The organism is Variovorax sp. TBS-050B, from assembly GCF_029893635.1.
Classification (GTDB): Bacteria; Pseudomonadota; Gammaproteobacteria; order Burkholderiales; family Burkholderiaceae_C; genus Variovorax.
In genome coordinates, this window is the sequence record NZ_JARXYR010000002.1 from 2704521 (window position 1) to 2721419 (window position 16899).

General features: G+C 71.5%; 15 protein-coding genes. 9 read left to right on the plus strand and 6 right to left on the minus strand.

What is annotated here, in order from left to right; translation table 11 throughout:
• Positions 1 to 65 precede the first annotated feature (65 nt).
• Together M2165_RS15565 and M2165_RS15570 are read left to right on the plus strand one after the other, a co-directional pair.
• On the plus strand, positions 66 to 1079 hold the full coding sequence (locus tag M2165_RS15565; RefSeq protein WP_280815508.1) for a tripartite tricarboxylate transporter substrate-binding protein: 1014 nt from the start codon (positions 66 to 68) through the stop codon (positions 1077 to 1079).
• The gene (locus tag M2165_RS15570; protein ID WP_280815509.1) at positions 1080 to 1793 is read left to right on the plus strand and encodes an aspartate/glutamate racemase family protein; all 714 of its coding nucleotides are present in this window, start codon (positions 1080 to 1082) and stop codon (positions 1791 to 1793) included.
• Between the two features lie 151 nt (positions 1794 to 1944).
• On the opposite strand, the gene M2165_RS15575 is transcribed toward M2165_RS15570, so the two are convergent.
• The 3 genes from M2165_RS15575 to M2165_RS15585 all read right to left on the minus strand — a co-directional run bounded on the left by M2165_RS15575 (position 1945) and on the right by M2165_RS15585 (position 5385).
• The gene (locus tag M2165_RS15575) at positions 1945 to 3312 is read right to left on the minus strand and encodes an MmgE/PrpD family protein (protein ID WP_280815510.1); all 1368 of its coding nucleotides are present in this window, start codon (positions 3310 to 3312) and stop codon (positions 1945 to 1947) included.
• Between the two features lie 109 nt (positions 3313 to 3421).
• Complete coding sequence (locus M2165_RS15580; RefSeq protein WP_280815511.1) at positions 3422 to 4585, minus strand: acyl-CoA dehydrogenase family protein; 1164 nt, start codon at positions 4583 to 4585, stop codon at positions 3422 to 3424.
• The gene (locus M2165_RS15585) at positions 4582 to 5385 is read right to left on the minus strand and encodes a citryl-CoA lyase (RefSeq protein WP_280815512.1); all 804 of its coding nucleotides are present in this window, start codon (positions 5383 to 5385) and stop codon (positions 4582 to 4584) included. The genes M2165_RS15580 and M2165_RS15585 overlap by 4 nt, the downstream gene beginning before the upstream one ends.
• 106 nt (positions 5386 to 5491) lie before the next feature.
• Here M2165_RS15585 and M2165_RS15590 point away from each other — a divergent pair, with 106 nt between their 5' ends.
• From M2165_RS15590 to M2165_RS15610, 5 genes are all read left to right on the plus strand, one after another.
• Positions 5492 to 7813 (plus strand): acyl-CoA dehydrogenase family protein, encoded by a 2322-nt coding sequence (locus M2165_RS15590; protein WP_280815513.1) that lies wholly within the window; start codon positions 5492 to 5494, stop codon positions 7811 to 7813.
• Between the two features lie 37 nt (positions 7814 to 7850).
• On the plus strand, positions 7851 to 8840 hold the full coding sequence (locus M2165_RS15595; RefSeq protein ID WP_280815514.1) for a tripartite tricarboxylate transporter substrate binding protein: 990 nt from the start codon (positions 7851 to 7853) through the stop codon (positions 8838 to 8840).
• Between the two features lie 3 nt (positions 8841 to 8843).
• Complete coding sequence (locus tag M2165_RS15600; RefSeq protein ID WP_280815515.1) at positions 8844 to 10343, plus strand: class I adenylate-forming enzyme family protein; 1500 nt, start codon at positions 8844 to 8846, stop codon at positions 10341 to 10343.
• Positions 10344 to 10472: 129 nt separating this feature from the next.
• Positions 10473 to 10652, plus strand: a complete 180-nt coding sequence (locus M2165_RS15605; protein WP_280815516.1) for a DUF3606 domain-containing protein — start codon at positions 10473 to 10475, stop codon at positions 10650 to 10652.
• Between the two features lie 243 nt (positions 10653 to 10895).
• Positions 10896 to 11579, plus strand: coding sequence for a hypothetical protein (locus M2165_RS15610; RefSeq protein ID WP_280815517.1), 684 nt, complete (start codon positions 10896 to 10898; stop codon positions 11577 to 11579).
• On the opposite strand, the gene M2165_RS15615 is transcribed toward M2165_RS15610, so the two are convergent.
• Positions 11525 to 12763 carry a DNA topoisomerase IB gene (locus M2165_RS15615; RefSeq protein WP_280815518.1) on the minus strand — a complete coding sequence of 413 codons (1239 nt, stop codon included), beginning with the start codon at positions 12761 to 12763 and terminating at the stop codon, positions 11525 to 11527. The genes M2165_RS15610 and M2165_RS15615 overlap by 55 nt on opposite strands.
• 118 nt (positions 12764 to 12881) lie before the next feature.
• On the opposite strand from M2165_RS15615, the gene M2165_RS15620 reads away from it, so the two are divergent.
• On the plus strand, positions 12882 to 13943 hold the full coding sequence (locus M2165_RS15620; protein WP_280815519.1) for a purine nucleoside permease: 1062 nt from the start codon (positions 12882 to 12884) through the stop codon (positions 13941 to 13943).
• Positions 13944 to 13953: 10 nt separating this feature from the next.
• Here M2165_RS15620 and M2165_RS15625 read toward each other — a convergent pair whose 3' ends face one another.
• Together M2165_RS15625 and M2165_RS15630 are read right to left on the minus strand one after the other, a co-directional pair.
• Positions 13954 to 14646 carry a TIGR02117 family protein gene (locus tag M2165_RS15625; RefSeq protein WP_280815520.1) on the minus strand — a complete coding sequence of 231 codons (693 nt, stop codon included), beginning with the start codon at positions 14644 to 14646 and terminating at the stop codon, positions 13954 to 13956.
• Between the two features lie 10 nt (positions 14647 to 14656).
• Complete coding sequence (locus tag M2165_RS15630; RefSeq protein WP_280817549.1) at positions 14657 to 15850, minus strand: DNA polymerase IV; 1194 nt, start codon at positions 15848 to 15850, stop codon at positions 14657 to 14659.
• 198 nt (positions 15851 to 16048) lie between these two features.
• Here M2165_RS15630 and M2165_RS15635 point away from each other — a divergent pair, with 198 nt between their 5' ends.
• Positions 16049 to 16894, plus strand: coding sequence for an RNase A-like domain-containing protein (locus M2165_RS15635; RefSeq protein WP_280815521.1), 846 nt, complete (start codon positions 16049 to 16051; stop codon positions 16892 to 16894).
• Positions 16895 to 16899: the final 5 nt, after the last annotated feature.

Genomic DNA, 16899 nt, shown 5'->3' on the forward strand with positions numbered 1-16899 from the left:
CGACCCTTCTTCTTTCCCCGAACAGGCCGCGCAGACGGCCACCGACCGAGACCCTTGGAGACACGATGAAAGCCAAAGACGATATTCCTCAGCCCGCACGCCGGCATGCGCTGCGCGCGGCCGTGGCCCTGGCCCTGGCCCTTGCGGGCGCGCTCGCCGCGCCCGCGGCCTGGGCCCAGAAGTACCCCGACAAGCCGATCCGCCTCGTCGTCGGCTACTCGGCCGGCGGCGGGGTCGATGCGGTCGCGCGGCTGCTCGGTACGCGGCTGTCGGCGGTGCTCGGCCAGCAGGTCATGGTCGACAACCGCACCGGCGCCACCGGCCTGATCGCGGCCGAGTACGTCGCCAAGTCGGCGCCCGACGGCTACACGCTGATGATGGGCGACAGCGCGCTGCTGGCCGCCAAGCTGCTGCAGCCGAAGATGACGATCGATCCGCTCACCAGCTTCAGGCCGGTGGCCGGGGCCTTCATCTCGCCGCTGATGATCGTCACGGGCAACGACTTCCCCGCGAAGACGCCGGCCGAATTCGTGAAGGAACTCAAGGCGCACCCGGGCCGCTATTCCTATGCCACCTCGGGCGTCGGCACGGTGCACCACCTGGGCTTCGAGATGCTCAAGCAAATGAGCGGCAGCCGCGTGGTGCACGTGCCCTACCGCGGCGCCGCGCAGATCGTGCCCGACGTGGTCGGCGGCCAGGTGCCGATCGGCGTGGTCAGCGCCACGGCCGGCATGGCGCAGGCGAAGGCGGGCAAGCTGCGCGCGGTGGCGCTCATGAACAGCGCCAAGCTCGAAGGCGCCGAGGGCGTGCCGGCGCTCGCCGAAGCGCTGCCGGGCTTCGACGTGGCGCCGCGCATCTTCGTGCTCGCGCCGGCCGGCACGCCCGACGAGATCGTCGACAGGCTCTCGGCCGCGGTGAAGACCGTGCTCGACGCGCCCGAGACCGGTACCGCCGCCACCGCGCAGGGCACGCTGCGCGCCTACGCCACGCCGGCGCAGCTCGGCAAGGACCTGGCCGAGGAGACGAAGCGCTGGCAGCGCCTGATCGCCGAGCAGCAGATCGTGGCCGAGGGCAAGTAGATGGGCACCGCAACCCCGCACCTGGGCCTGATCGTTCCGCCCGCCGCGGGCGCCGTGCCGGTGGATGGACCGCTGCTCTACGGCGACCGCATCCGCTTCAGCGCGCTGGGGCTCGGCCTGGGCGAGATCTCCACCCGCGGCTACACCGAGGTGATCGATTCGGTGGTCGAGAAGGCCGTGGCGCTCCGGGCGCAGGGCGTGAGCGCGGTCTCGCTCATGGGCACCTCGCTGAGCTTCTTCCGCGGCGCGGCCTTCAATGCGGAGCTGCAGGCCGAGATGGCGCGCGCCACGGGCCTGCCCTGCACCACGATGAGCAACGCCATCGTCGGCGCGCTGCGCCACCTCGGCGTGCGGCGCGTGGCGGTGGCCACGGCCTACATCGACGAGGTCAACGCGCAGCTGCGCCGCTACCTCGAGGACAGCGGTTTCGAGCCGCTCGCGCTCGAGGGCCTCGCGATCTCCGACGTGCAGGCGGTGGGCCGCGTGCCCACGCAGGTATTGGTCGATCTCTGCCTGCGCGTGTTCGACGCCCAGCCCGGCGCCGACGGCATCCTGATCTCCTGCGGCGGCCTGGTCACGCTCGATGCGGTGCGCGAGGTCGAGGCGCAACTCGGCGTGCCGGTGGTGTCGAGCTCGCCCGCAGGCTTCTGGGACCTGGTGCGCACCGCAGGGCTCGATGCGCGCGCGCTGGGGAAGGGGAGGCTGTTCGGGTGATCGAAGGCTGTCGAAGACGGGCTTCCGGACGCAGAGGACGCGAAGATCCCGCGAAGAGCGCAAAAAAACAGCCAATCAAATTTTTAGGTCTTCCTTTCGCGTCCTTCGCGAAACCTTCGCGTCCTCTGCGTCCGGCTGCCCGCTCCCGCATTCACCCCAGCCATCGCCCCACACGCGCAGTCTCCTCGAGCGCCCAGATGCGCCCGCACAGCGCCTTCGCTTCCTCGGCCGAAACCCCGTCGCCATAGCGCGCAAGCCGCTGCATCTTGTCTTCGATCTCGGCGCGGCTCAGGCTGTTGCCCGGATCGCCCTTGGGCTCGTCCACGCGCCCGTGCAGCAGGCGGCCGTCGGCGGTGTGCACGCTGACCTTGCCGATCCAGCGCGCGGGGTAGGCCGCGTCGACCTCGGCATCGAGTTCCATCGCCACCTTGTCGCGGAACGCCGCCACCTCGGCCGCGAGGAAATCGCGGTCGAATTCGCCCAGGCCCGCGCGGCCGTGCACCGCGATCAGCCCCAGCACCGTGCCCATCGAGAACTTGCCCTGGTGCACCGTGGCCGGCACCGTCACGCGGCCGAGCACGTCGATCGCGCCCTGGTGCACGTGCGCCGTCACGCGCGCCACGTCGGCGGGCGCGAGGCGGTGCTGCGTCATCACCTGCAGCAGCGCATCGGCCGCGGGATGCGTGTGGCGGCACGAGGCGTGGTACTTGAACGAGGTCTCGGCCAGCGCCCAGCGCGTGCCGAGGCGGTCGGTGAGCCGGGCCGGATCGGCATCGCTCGACATGCCGGCCGCGAGCCCCTGCGCGCCTTCGAGGATCTTCGCGGCGCCGGTGAAGCCGTCCTGCGCGAGGTAGGCCGACATCAGTCCGCTCGCGGCCGCATGGGCGCAGTGCAGTTGCTTGGAGTCGGCCGCATCGCGCAGGAACTCCCACAGCCCCGCCGACTGCGTGCCCGCCGAGCCGAAGGCATGCAGCATCTGCTGCGGCGACAGCCCGAGCAGCCGGCCCACCGCGGCGGCGGCCGCGAGGGTGCCCGCGGTCGCGGTGGTGTGGAAGACCTTGTAGTGCGAACGCCCGAGGAACTCGCCCGCGCGGATGCCCACCTCGTAGCCCGCGACCACCGCCGTGAGCAGCTGCGCGCCGCTCGCGCCGAGGCTCTGCGCCACCGCGAGCGCGGGTGCGATCACCACCGCCGCCGGATGGAACACCGAGCCGTTGTGCACGTCGTCCTGCTCCACGAAATGCGAGGCCGCGGCATTGACCAGCGCCGCGAACATCGGCGACGTGGTGCGGCGCGAGGTCAGCAGCTCGCTCGGCCCGTCGGCCGGGCCCATCGTCAGTGCGAAGCGTTCGATGCTCTGCACCGGCCGCGCGCTGCGCGCCGCGAGCACCGAGCCCAGCCAGTCGAGCATCAGGTCCTCGGTGCGGCGCAGCACGGGTGCGGGAATGTCGGCGAGCTTCAACTCGGCAGCGAAGGCCGCGAGCACCAGGCTGGGATGGTCGATGGTGGCGGAAGTCATGAAGGATCCTTTCGTGGAACACCGAGGAACCGGCTTTGCCGGGCCTCAGGTGTTGCCCCCGGTAGGGGGTTGGAGAAGCGACACGAAGTGCGCGAAGCCTGAGGGCGAGTCAAAAAGATCGGGGCAGGCCGAGCATGTGCTCGGCCACGTAGCTCAGGATCAGGTTGGTCGAGATCGGCGCCACCTGGTAGAGCCGCGTCTCGCGGAACTTGCGTTCGATGTCGTATTCGCAGGCGAAGCCGAAGCCGCCATGGAACTGCAGGCAGGCATTGGCGGCTTCCCAGCTCGCCTTGGCCGCGAGGTACTTCGCCATGTTGGCCTGCGCGCCGCAGGGCTCGCGGGCGTCGAACAGCCGGCAGGCCTCGTAGCGCATCAGGTTCGCGGCCTCCACCTCGACGAAGGCCTCGGCGATCGGGAACTGCACGCCCTGGTTCTGGCCGATCGGCCGGCCGAACACCACGCGCTCCTTGGTATAGGCCGTCACGCGGTCGATGAACCAGTAGCCGTCGCCGATGCATTCGGCCGCGATCAGCGTGCGCTCGGCATTGAGCCCGTCGAGGATGTAGCGGAAGCCCTGGCCTTCCTCGCCGATCAGGTTCTCGGCCGGGATCTCGAGGTTCTCGAAGAACAGCTCGTTGGTCTCGTGGTTCACCATGTTGAGGATCGGCCGCACCGTGAGCCCCTGGCCGATGGCCTCGCGCAGGTCGACGATGAAGATCGACATGCCTTCCGACTTCTTCTTCACTTCCGCGAGCGGCGTGGTGCGCGCGAGCAGGATCATCAGGTCCGAATGCTGGATGCGCGAGATCCACACCTTCTGGCCGTTGACGACGTAGCGGTCGCCCTTCCGCACGGCCGTGGTCTTGATCTTCGTGGTGTCGGTGCCGGTGGTGGGCTCGGTCACGCCCATGGACTGCAGCCGCAGCGTGCCGTTCGCGATCTTCGGCAGGTAGGCGCGCTTCTGTTCTTCGCTGCCGTGGCGCAGCAGCGTGCCCATGTTGTACATCTGGCCGTGGCAGGCGCCCGAGTTGCCGCCGCAGCGGTTGATCTCTTCCATGATCACCGAGGCTTCGGTGAGCCCGAGGCCCGAGCCGCCGTATTCCTGCGGAATCAGCGCGGCCATCCAGCCGGCGCGCGTGAGCGCATCGACGAACTCGGCCGGATAGCCGCGCGCCTCGTCGATCCTGCGGAAGTAGGCATCCGGAAACTGCGCGCACAGGCCGCGCACCGCGTCGCGGATCTCGGGAAAGCTTTGGTCGTTGGCGTTGTTCATCGTGCGGCGGCGTCCTGGCGCGGTTCGCTCGCTTCCTTCTCCACGCGCTGCCAGATCTCGATGGCCATGGGATCGTCGATCTCCTCGAGCAGGTGGCCCACGAGCCCGATCGCGCGCGCCATCACGCCCAGGCCGCGGATGATCTTCCACGGAAAGCCGAACTCGGCGGCAATGGCGCCGATGGCGCCGGTGGCATTGACCGGCAGCGACTTGCCCGAGACGCGCTCGGCTTCTTGCTGCACCGCCTGCATCAGCGCGACGTAGTGCGTCGAGAGGCCGTTCTGCGCCGCGATCTCGAAGAGCCGCGGCGTGCGCGGATCGGCCGGCTTGTGCAGCGGATGCCCGAGGCCCGGCACGATCTGCCGGCGCGCGCGGTGGTCGGCAACGATCTGCTTCGCCATCTCGGCGAGCGGTCGCGCGGGCTGCTGGCCGAAGGGGATCGCCTCGTAGAGCATCTTCGCCGCGCCTTCGGTGCTGCCCACGAACACCGTGCCCAGGCCGCAGAGGCCCGCGGCCACCGCGGCCTGCAGCGCCTCGGGCGCGCCCGCGTAGGTCAGGCGCGCGGCCAGGGCGCTTGGCGTGATGCCGTGCTCGACCAGCGTCACCACGATGGCGTTGAAGGTGACCGATTCCTGCGGCGTGGGAATGCGGCCCGTGAGTTCGAGAAAGGCCATGTCGCCGAGATTCAGGTGGCCGAGGATCTCGGAGGGCAGGTCGCGCCCGCGCACCGTGATGCGGTCGGGCGTGCTGCGGCCGAGCTCGGTGTGCAGCGGCTTCTTGATGATCGGTGTCGTCGTCATGCCCCGAATCTATGCCGCCGCGCGCGCCGGTGGTTCTGCGATTGCGAAACCCTCCCTTCCGCAAATGCGAATGCCGCGCGCGGCATGCTTCTGCGACGCTGCGGCGATGGACAACGAATCGCTCTCGGCCGTGCACGAGGCCGCGCTCGACTACTTCACCCGCAGCCGCGCGCTGCAGCGGCGGCGCGCGCTCGCCGAAGCAAAGGACGGCGACGAGGCGCAGGACTGGCCCGCGATCGCCGGGCTCGGCTGGGCCGGCATGCTGGCGCCGGAGTCGGCCGGGGGCCTGGGGCTCGGCCTCGCGGGCGCGGCCCAGATCCTGCGCGCCGCGGGCGCGCATGCCGCGCCCGAGCCGCTGCTGGCGGTGGCCGGGCTCGGCGCGCTGCTGCTCGCCCAGCTCGACACGCCGGCCGCGCGTCGGCTGCTCGCCGACCTCGCGGTGGGCCGCAGTCTGCCCGCGCTCGCGTGGCAGGAAAGCGCGGGCGACCTGAGCGCCGTGCCGCTGGCCTGCGGCTGCGAGCCGCGCGCGGGCCATGCGGGCGGCGTGCTGCTGCAGGGCGAGAAGCTCATGGTGCTGCCCGGCGCGGCGGCGAGCGGCTGGCTGGTGTCGGCGCGCGGCAGCGGCGACGCGGTGCTGCTCTGGGTGCCGCGCGGCACCGCGGGCGTGGTCGAAACGCCGGTGCCGCTGGTGGACGGCAGCCAGGCCGCGAGCCTGCGCTTCGAGCAGGTCGCGCTGCCGCCCGGGGCGGTGCTGGCCGAAGGGCCGGCGGCCGAGGAGGCGCTGCGCCGCGCGCTCGCGGCGGGCCAGATCCTGCAGGCCGCCGAACTGCTGGGCGCGGGGCAGGCGATGCTCGAGCGCACGCTCGCGTACCTGCGCACGCGCACGCAGTTCGGCCAGCCGATCGGCAGGTTCCAGGCGCTGCAGCACCGCGCGGTGGACATGTACATCCACCTGCAGCTGGCCGAGGCCGCGCTCGGCGAGGTGCTGGCGCTCGCGCATCCGGCGCTGTCCGTCGAGCGGCTGGAGGCCGAGGCGAGCCGCGTCAACGCGCGCTGCACCGCGGCGGCGCTGCAGGCCTCGCGCAGCGCGGTGCAACTGCACGGCGCCATCGGCTACACGCAGGAGTGCGACCTGAGCCTCCACTACAAGCGCGCGCTGGTGCTGTCGGCATGGCTCGGCAACGTCACGGCGCACCAGCGCCGCCATGCCGTGCTCGCGGGAAGCGTGCAGGCGCACGGCGACGGCGGCGCCTGGAACGGCGAGTTCCCGCGCCGCGCCGATTGGGACGCGATGCCCGAGGCCGACTTCCGCCGCATGGTGCGTGCCTTCCTGCAGCAGCGCTATCCGCAGCATCTGCGCTACCTTTCGCACCGGGCGCGCTGGCACGAGATCCGCGATTGGTACCTCACGCTCTCGGCGCAGGGCTGGATCGCGCCCGCCTGGCCGCAGGCGCACGGCGGCATGGGCCTTCCCGCCGACAAGCTCATCGCCTGGATCGAGGAGCTGGAGCAGCACGGCGTCGCGCGCGCGCCCGACCAGGGCATCGTGATGATCGGGCCGCTGCTGATCCAGCACGGCACGCCCGAGCAGCAGCGCCGCTTCCTGCCGCGCATCCTGAGCGGCGAGCATGTGTGGTGCCAGGGCTATTCGGAGCCCGGCGCGGGCTCCGACCTCGCGGGGCTGCGCACCGAGGCGGTCGCAGGCCGCGATGCCGAGGGCGAGCACTTCATCGTCAACGGCCAGAAGATCTGGACCACGCTGGCGCAGGACGCCAACCACATCTTCATGCTCGTGCGCACCGACCGCGCCGCGCGCAAGCAGGAGGGCATCAGCTTCCTGCTGTGCGACCTGCGCACGCCGGGCATCACGGTGCGTCCGATCCGCACGCTCTCGGGCGAGCCCGAGTTCTGCGAAGTGTTCTTCGACGGCGTGCGCGTGCCGGCCGAAAACCTCGTGGGCACGCTCCACGGCGGCTGGGCCATCGCCAAGGCGCTGCTCGGCTTCGAGCGCATCTTCCTCGGCAGCCCCAAGCAGTCGCAGTACGCGCTCGGCCAGCTCGCGCGGCTGGCGGAGGCGCGGCGGCTCTTTGCCGACCCGGTGTTCGCGCAGCGCTTCGCGGCGCTGCGGCTCGACGTGGCCGACCTGGGCGCGGCCTACACGCACTTCGCCGACATGGTGCGCGCGGGCCGGCCGCTGCCGCCCTCGGTCTCGCTGCTGAAGGTCTGGGCGAGCGAAACCTTCCACCGCATCGGCGCGCTGCTGGTGGAGGCCGGCGAAGAGCAGGGCGCCGTCGCGGGCGACCAGCTGCTCGACGGCCAGAGCTTCAACGTGCTCTCGCCGCTCATCGGTTCGACGGCCGCCATGATCTACGGCGGCACCAACGAGATACAGCGCAACATCCTCGCGCGGCAGGTCCTCGACCTGTGAACCGGCCCTCGCGCTCACAACCCCAGGAGACAAGCCCATGACATGCCACGAGATCACCCGCCGCCACGCCATCGCCGCACTCGGGGGCGGGGCGCTCCTTGCCGCGCTGCCCGGAGAGGCGCTGGCGCAGCAGCCGGCGCTGCCGCCGCTCGTCAAGCTCGTGGTCGGCTACTCGGCCGGCGGTCCGGTCGACGGGGCCGCGCGCCTGCTCGCACCGGCGCTGGCGCAGGAACTCGGCACGCAGGTGATCGTGGACAACCGGCCGGGCGCGAGTGGCTCGGTCGGCGGCGACGTGGTGGCGAGGGCGGCGCCCGATGCCGCGCTGCTCTTCTTCGGCGCGAGCCCGACGATCACGATCAATCCCCACATCCAGCGCCGCATGCCTTTCGACCCGATGAAGGACCTGGTGCCGATCGCGCCGCTGGTGGACTACACCAACGTGCTCGTGGTCAACAAGGACCTGCCGGTGCAGAACGTGGCCGAGCTGCTGGCGTATGCCAAGGCGCGTCCCGGCAAGGTGTTCTACGGCTCGGCCGGCATCGGCGCCTCGAACCACCTGAGCGGCGCACTGCTCGAGAAGATGGCCGGCGTGCAGCTCACGCACGTGCCGTACAAGGGCAGCGCGCCGGCGCTCGCGGACGTGATGGCGGGCACGGTGACGATGATGTTCGACATCATCGCGACCTCGCGGCCCTTCATCCAGTCGGGCAAGGTCCGCGCGCTCGCCGTGACCTCGCGCCAGCGCAACCGCATGCTCCCCGAGGTGCCGACCATGATCGAGTCCGGCGTGGCCGGCTTCGACGTAGGCGGCTGGTTCGGCCTCTACGGTCCCGCGCGCATGGAACCGGCGCTGGTGGCGCGCATCAACGCGGCTGCGCAGAAGGCGCTGGCGCGCGAGGACATCGCGCACCGCCTGCGCGAACAGGGCTACGACGTGTGGTCGGGCCGCGCCGAGCTGCTCGCCGCCAAGGGCCAGGCCGACCGCAGCCTGTGGGCGCTCGCGTCCAAGGGCATCGAGGCGGAATAGCCGATGGCACCCGCGCGGATCCACGAGCTGCTCGAAGCGCGCGCATCGCATGCGCCGGCGGGCGTGTTCCTCCATGAACCCGGCGGCACGGTCACGCATGCCGCGCTGCAGGCGATGACCGAGGCCGCCGCGGACGACCTGCGCGCCGCGGGCGTGCGGCCCACTGACCGCGTGCTGCTGGTGGCCGAGAACTGCGCCGCCCACATCGCGCTGGTGATGGCGTGCAGCCGCATCGGCGCATGGTCGTGCGGCGTCAATGCGCGCATGTCGCCGGGCGAGATCGCGGCCATCGCCGAGCGCGCCGATGCGCGGCTCGCCTGCTTCACCACCGGCGTGTCCGAGTCGGCACGCCAGCATGCGCAGCGCGCGGGCGCGGTGGCCGCGGGCCTGCCGGGCGTCATGCGATCGGCCGCGCGCGCCGCGGCGACGCCGGAGGCCGATCCCGCGCTCGCCGACACGGCCGCGGTCATCTTCACCTCGGGCACCTCCGGCACGCCCAAGGGCGTGATGGTGTCGCACCGCGGGCTGCTGCATTTCGGGCGCGTCTCGGCGGGCGTGCGCGCGCTCGGCGAGCGCGACCGGGTCTACGCCTTCCTGCCGATGACCCACATCTTCGGCCTCGGCACCGTGCTGATGGCCGCGCTCACGGGCGGCGCCGCGCTGGTGCTGCGGCCGGGCTTCTCGCCGGCCGACATGCTGCAGGCGCTCGCGCACGAGCAGGTGTCGAACCTGCTCGGCCCGCCGACGATGTACGCGCGGCTGCTCGCCCATGTCGAGGCCGAGCGCGCGGTGCCGCGCTTTCCGGCGCTGCGCTACGTCTATACCGGTTCGGCGCCGCTCGACCTGGGGCTCAAGCAGCGCGTCGAGGCGCTGTTCGGCCAGCCGCTGCACTACGGCTACGGGCTGTCGGAGTACGCGGGCTCGGTGTTCCTCACGCGCACCGAGGCGCCGCGCGCCGACACCGCGGCCGGCCACCTCGTCGAAGGCGGCGAGGCGCGCATCGTCGGCCCCGCCGGCATCGACCTGCCCGCGGGCGAGACAGGCGAGATCTGGCTGCGCGGCCCGGGCCTGATGCTCGGCTACTTCCGCGATGCGGCCGCCACGGCGCAGGTGATGCGGCCGGGCGGCTGGTATGCGAGCGGCGACCTCGGTCGCTTCGGTGCGGACGGCGCGCTCTTCGTGGTCGGCCGGCTCAAGGAGATGATCATCCGCTCGGGCTTCAACGTGTACCCCGCGGAGATCGAGGCGGCGATCGGCCGCTTCGCCGGCGTCGAGCTCTGCGCCGTCGTCGGCGTGCCCGAGGCCGACGGCAACGAGCAGATCGTCGCCTTCGTGCAGATGGCACCCGGCGCCGTGCTCGACGCGGCGGGACTGCGCGTGCACCTCGCGCAGCACCTGTCGCCGTACAAGCGGCCCGCGCGCATCGAGACCATCGACGCGATGCCGACCACCGCCAACGGCAAGCTGCTCAAGCGCGAACTGCTGGCGCGCGCGCACCGCTGATTCGGACATTTCCTGCATGCGCCCGCGCCGCCGTCCTCCAGGGGGCGGGCGCGCGGCGGCGCATCGTCGCTGCATCGAGCGGGACGGCAGACGCCCGTCCCACGCTCGCATCGAAAAAGGAAACACACCATGGCAGACGATCCGAACAAGCGCGGCCCGCAGGACCGCAGCCGCATCAACGTGAACGAGCCGCACGAGGTGCGCTACTGGACCCAGACCCTGGGCGTGACCGAGGCGCAGCTGCGCTCGGCCGTCGCGGCGGCGGGCGTCGAGGTGAAGGACGTGCGCGTCTACCTCGGCAAGCCCTGAACAGCGAGCCCGCGCGGGCGCGCTGCCGCGGCGCCCCTTGCATCGCGTTACCCGCAGCAGCTTCCACTTGCCGCATCAGAAACCGTAGGCACGCTCCTACACCCGGCGGCAGGGGCGGGCCCGATACTTCTCGCCTCTTCTTCGCTTCAGGACGCGCAACGTGAACGTGCCCATTGCCGCGCCCCGCACCCCGGTGCGGGCCCACCCAACCACCGGGGCGGAACCCTCTGCTCCCAATGCGCGATGAAGGCCTCGCCCGGGGCCCGTAGCTGGATCGCCGCCGGTGTGCGCCACGAACTGCTGACCCGCGCATTGCCCGCCCTGCGCCACGACATGGCGGCGCCTGTGTCGGTGATGCGCATGGCGCTGCTGATGCTCAAGCGCCAGATCGGCGCGCCGGCCATCGATGCCGCGGCCTGCGAGGAGCGCGTCGCGCTGATCGACCACCAGATGTCCGAGCTGGTCGACGGCGTCCGCTCGCTGCGCGACTGGGAGCTGGCGACCACCGACGACGGCATCACGCGCAGCGCGCTGGTGGCGCAGTGCGTGGGCCTGATGCGCGCGGCCTTCGACATGCACGGCATCGTGCTCGAGGTCGACCCCGCGCTCGCGCCCGACGGCGGCCGCGACGAGACCCGGTGGCCGCAGGGCGCCGCGTTGCGCTACCTGTTCCTCGGCGCGCTCGGCTACCTGCACGACAGCGAGACCGAGACCGGCTCGATCCGCATCGAAGCGCGCGGCGACGATGCGGTGTGCCTGAACGGCACGCCGCGCGAATCGGGCGGCACCAGCCCGGTGCTCGATGCGCACCGCGCGCCGCGCGCGCTCGCGATCGATGCGGTCGCGCTGCAGAGCCTGGCCGAGGACCTCGGCTACACGGTGGCACTGGAGCGCGACAGCGTCTGCTTCGCGCTCGCCGCGGGCTGAGCTTTCTTTCTGCGCGCCGGCCCGCGCGCCTCGCGCAGTTCGCGCGCCAGCTTCCGCCGGTGCAGCCGCAGGAAGGCGAGCAGCCGCTGCTCCGGCGCATGCAGCCCGCGCGTGCGGCCCGCGGCCGCGGTGCGCGCCGACATCTTGCGCAGCACCTCCGCCGAGGGATCGTCCGCATCGCCCGCGAGCGCGCTGCCGAGCGCGAGCACGGCCGGATGCACGTATGCCTTCTTGCACACCGCGGGCGTGTTGCCGAGCTGCCTGGCGACCGTCGCCAGGATCTCCTTGGCCGTGTAGCGGCTGCCGTCCGCGGCAGTGCGGCCCGGCTCGCAGGCCAGGCGCGTGAGTTCGAGCGCCTGCACCGTGCCGTGCCAGGTGCGGAAGTCCTTCGCGGTGAAGCGTTCGCCCGGCGAGGCCTCGGCGAGGTAGTCGTTCACGTCGGTGGAGGACACGCTGCGCAATTCGCCGTCCTCCTCGTCCTGGTACTGGAACAGCGCCTGGCCCGGCAGCTGCTGGCACTGGCGCACCACCTTCGCCACACGCGGATCGTCGAGCTTCGCCTCGTGCATCACGCCGCTCTTGCCGCGAAAGCGCAGCTTCAGCGCCGCGCCCTGCACGGCCGCGTGGCGGTTGCGCAGCGTGGTGAGGCCGAAGGAGCCGTTGCTGCTCGCGTACTCCTCGTTGCCCACGCGCAGCAGCGTGGTGTCGAGCAGCCGCACCAGGGCGGCCAGCACCTGCTGGCGCCCCGGCACCTTGTTCGCGGCGCCTTCCTGCAGGTCGCGCGCCACGCGCGCGCGGATGCGCGGCAGCGCGAGCGCGAAGGCTTCGAGGCGCTCGAACTTGGTCTCGTCCTTGAACAGCCGCCAGTCGGGGTGGTAGCGGTACTGCTTGCGCCCGCGCGCATCGATGCCGGTGGCCTGCAGGTGGCCGTTGGGCAGCGGGCAGATCCACACGTCGGTGTAGGCCGGCGGTATCGCGAGCATGCGGATGCGCGAGAGCTCGTCGGGATCGCGCACCCAGCGGCCCGCGGCATCGCGGTAGCGGAACTTGTCGCCGTGCTTCAGCCGGCGGATGCCCGGCATGTCGGGGTTCACGTAGACGAGGCCGTTGGCGATGGGCGCGGCCGTGGCTGCCGGTTTCGCGGGCGGGGTGGTCGAGGCAGTCGATGTGGAGCGGGCCGGCATGGAGGTTGCGTGCTGAGTACCCCGCCTTGTGCCTGCGCCGACAATGCGTGCCTGTAGGACGCCGCAATCGCCGCTGGTGCGATGGAGGCGCTTTCGTCTTGACTTGGAGTTCGAACCCATGGTGTCTTCCCCCCGCTCGTCCGCCTTCGCGCACTGGCTTCCCCTGTGTGCCGCGGCACTGCTCATGGCAGGCTGCGCCGCACCCACCGCGTCGACCGCGCCCGCGCCGGCCGCGCCCACCGCCACGGCCGCACCGATCAAGGTGAAGGTCTTCGTGGCCGCCATGTTCGAGATCGGCCAGAACAGCGGCGACCGTGCGGGCGAGTTCCAGCACTGGTACGAGCGCTACTGGAGGGGCGCGACGCCCATCGCCGTGCGCGGTGCGCTGCAGCCGGCGTACTGCAATGCCGACGGCGTGTGCGGCGCGGTGCTCGGCATGGGCAAGGTCAATTCGTCGTCGTCGATGCAGGCCATCCTGCTCGATCCGCGCTTCGATTTCTCCGAGACCTACTACATGATCTCGGGCGTGGCCGGCACGCCGCCCGCGCGCGGCACCATCGGCGAAGTGAACTGGGGCACCTGGCTCGTGGACTACGACCTCGGCCATCGCTGGGCCCCCGAGGAGAACAAGCCCGGCGAGCCCACCTTCATGCCGCGCAAGGGCTACGAGGAATACCGCCGCTTCAGGCTCAACCCCGACCTGGTCGCATGGGCCATGAAGCTCACGGCGAACACGCCGCTCAAGGACGCCGACAGCGCGCGCAAGTACCGCCTGCGCTACCCGGACGCGGCCGCGCGGCGCGCCCCGTTCGTGGGCACCGGCACCCACATGACCGGCGACACCTTCTTCCACGGCCCCGGCATGTCGAAGCAGGCGCAGTACATCGCCAGGCTCTACGGCGCCGACGACTACGTCATCACCGAGATGGAAGCCGCGGCGATCACGCTGGTGATCCGGCGCAGCCACGGCACCGACCGCGTGATGAGCCTGCGCGGCGCGGTCAACTTCGACCAGGGCAGCCCGAACGAAACCACGCTGCAGCACCTGGACCCGGCGCCCGGCGAGACGGCCGGCGGATTCGCCGAGACGGTCGAGAACGTCGCGCTGGTGGGCACGCGCATGGTCGACCACATCGTCGCGAACTGGCCGCGCTGGCAGGCCGGCGTGCCGAAGCCCTGAGCCTCCCTTTTCAGGGCGGCGGCCGCACCGGCTGCAGATGCCAGGTCACGTTGAAGTCGAACGGCGTCCAGCGGCTCACCGTCACGCCCGCCTGGCGCAGCGCGCGGCCGGTCCAGGTGTTGCAGGTCTCGAACAGGTGATAGCCGCCTTCGGCTTCGTAGAAGGCGTCGTCGTTGCCGTAGTGCGCGCCGGCGATGGGCGTGGCACGGCCGCCGGTCAGCGTCGCGCGGACGTGGTCCGCCAGCCGCGCGTACTGCGGCTGCGAGAGCGGCAGCCGGTAGGCGCCGTGCCGCAGCTGGGCGCGTGTCAGGTAGGTCACGTGCAGCAGCGCGCGGTTGCCGCCCAGCATGGCGCCGAAGGCGCGCGCCGCGGTGAGGTCGGCCCAGGTCGGCGTGTGCAGGTAGAACTCGCGGTCGCCCCAGCCGATGGCAACGAACTCGGCATCGGGCGCCACGGCCTTGAAATGCGCCGGCGGAAAGAGCTCTCGCCAGTCGATGGTGGCCGAGCGGATCGGGAACACCAGATCGGTGTGCACGCCGTTGCTCAGCACCCAGGCTTCGACCGTTGGCGTGCCGGTGGCGGGTGCACGCGCGCCCGCGTTGGCGGGCCAGAACATCAGCGCGCAGGCCGTGCCCACGTACAGCAGCGCCGCCGCCGCGAGCGCCAGCAGCGCGAAGGCTGCGCAGCGGAGCCAGCGTCTCATCGGCCGTGCGTCAGAACAGCGACGCGGTGGTCGCCACCGGCTCCGCGCGCCCGCGCGCGGCGGGCGTGCCGGCGGGCGCGAGCGCCTCGGGGCTGTCGGCCCTCGCGAGCGCGCCCACGCGCACGCCCAGGAGGCGCAGCGGCCGCTCCAGCGGCACGCGCTTGAGGCACAGGCCGCCGGTGTGGCGGATCGTCTTCGCGTCGTTGGTGAAGCGGTCGATCGTCTGGTCGCGCGTGGCGATCTTGAAGTCGTCGTAGCGCAGCTTGATGCCGATGGTCTTGCCGACGTAGCCCTTGCGCTGCAGGTCCTCGGCCACCTTGGTGCACAGGTGCGTGAAGATCGCGCCCAGTTCGGCGCGGTCGCGCACCGCATGCAGGTCGCGCTCGAAGGTGGTCTCGCGGCTCATCGAGACCGGTTCGCTCTCGGTGACCACCGGCCGGTCGTCGCGGCCCCAGGCCACCTCGTGCATCCAGGCGCCGGTCGACTTGCCGAAGTGCTCGATCAGCCAGCCGCGCTCGCAGGCGGCGAGCTGGCCGATGGTCTCGATGCCCAGGCGCTTGAGCTTCTCGTCGGCCTTGGGGCCGATGCCGTTCACCTTGCGGCAGGGCAGCGGCCAGATGCGGGTCTCGAGGTCCTCCTCGTGGACGATCGAGATGCCGTTGGGCTTGTTGAATTCGCTCGCCATCTTGGCAATGAGCTTGTTGGGCGCCACGCCGATCGAGCAGGTCAGGCCGGTGGCGTCGAAGATCGCCTTCTGGATCAGCCGCGCCAGCGTGCGCCCGCCCTCGCGCTGGCCGCCGGGCACCTCGGTGAAGTCGATGTACACCTCGTCCACGCCGCGGTCCTCCATCACCGGCGCGATGTCGGTGATGATCTTCTTGAAGGTGCGCGAGAACTGGCGGATCTCGTCGAAGTCGACCGGCAGCAGGATCGCCTGCGGGCAGAGCTTGGCGGCCTTCATCAGGCCCATGGCCGAGCCCACGCCGAACTGCCGCGCCGGGTAGGTGGCGGTGGTGATCACGCCGCGGCCCACGTAGTCCCTGAGGCGCGCGAAGGCCTCGACCGGAATGTCGGCCAGCGTGCCGCCGGGCGGCAGGTTGCGCAGCGCCTCGTCCACGCTGCGCCGGCCGCCGCCGATCACCACCGGCAGGCCCTTGAGCTGCGGATAGCGCAGCAGCTCGACCGACGCGTAGAAGGCGTCCATGTCGAGGTGGGCGATGCGGCGGATCGGGGGCTTGGGCACGGGCGGAGGGCTCACGCCGCCGATTGTCTCGCGGCCCGGCGGTCTCTGCTGCGGCGCGCCGATCGCATGCCAGAATGCGGGCCGACAACGGCCCCGGGCAGCCCCCGGCGCGACCGTCCGATGGCATGAAGCAAGGCATGGCAACGAAAGGAATCCGGCATGGATGACGAAGTCGAAGGTATGACCATCGCGCTGACGCCGGTGCAGATGGCGGCGGTGCTCGGCAACGAGGAGGTGCCCGAATCCGCGAGCCTCAGCAACCGGATCTGGGGCACGGTCGGGCTCGTGGGCGGGGTGGTCGAGCTGCTCGGCGCCGGCGTGCTGTGCGTCGCGCCCGAGCCCACCATGGTCACCAAGGCCGGCTGCGTGGTGCTCGGCGTGCACGGCTTCGACACCCTCGCGACCTCGGGCCGCCAGGTCTGGACCGGCGTGCCGCAGCGCACCGCCACCGCCGTGACCGCGAGCTCGGCCGCCGAGGCGCTCGGCGCCTCGCGAGAGACCGCCGAGGGCATCGGCCTCGCGGTCGACATCGCGGTGCCGCTGACCGTGGCGGCCGGCCTCGGCGCGGCGCGCGTGATCGCGGTGCGCGCCAGCAGGTTCCGGCTCGACCCGGTCGACCTGCTGCGGCATGAAGGACCGGCGGGCACGAAGATCGGCGGCCATGCGATCCGGGAGCATGTCGGCAAGACAGAAGTGGAACTGTTCCAGCGGCTGGCGAACAAGCCCTCGCTGCCCAAGGTGTCCTCGTTCCACAACCTCGACGTGGCGGAGCGCGCCATCAGCGCCACCGTTCGTGCCAACGCCAGAGCCATCAAGGCATGGTCGCGCTCGGCCGCCGTGGGCTCCAAGCCCATGGCCTTCGAGCACAACTTCGGCAGCGTGGTGGGCATCGGCGTGCAGCGCGGCAGCACCACCGTGAGCCAGCTGAGCAACGTGCGCGTGATCCTCAACATGAAGAGCTACAACGGGATGCCGTACTACATCCTGACGGCGCATCCCTTCTGAACGCC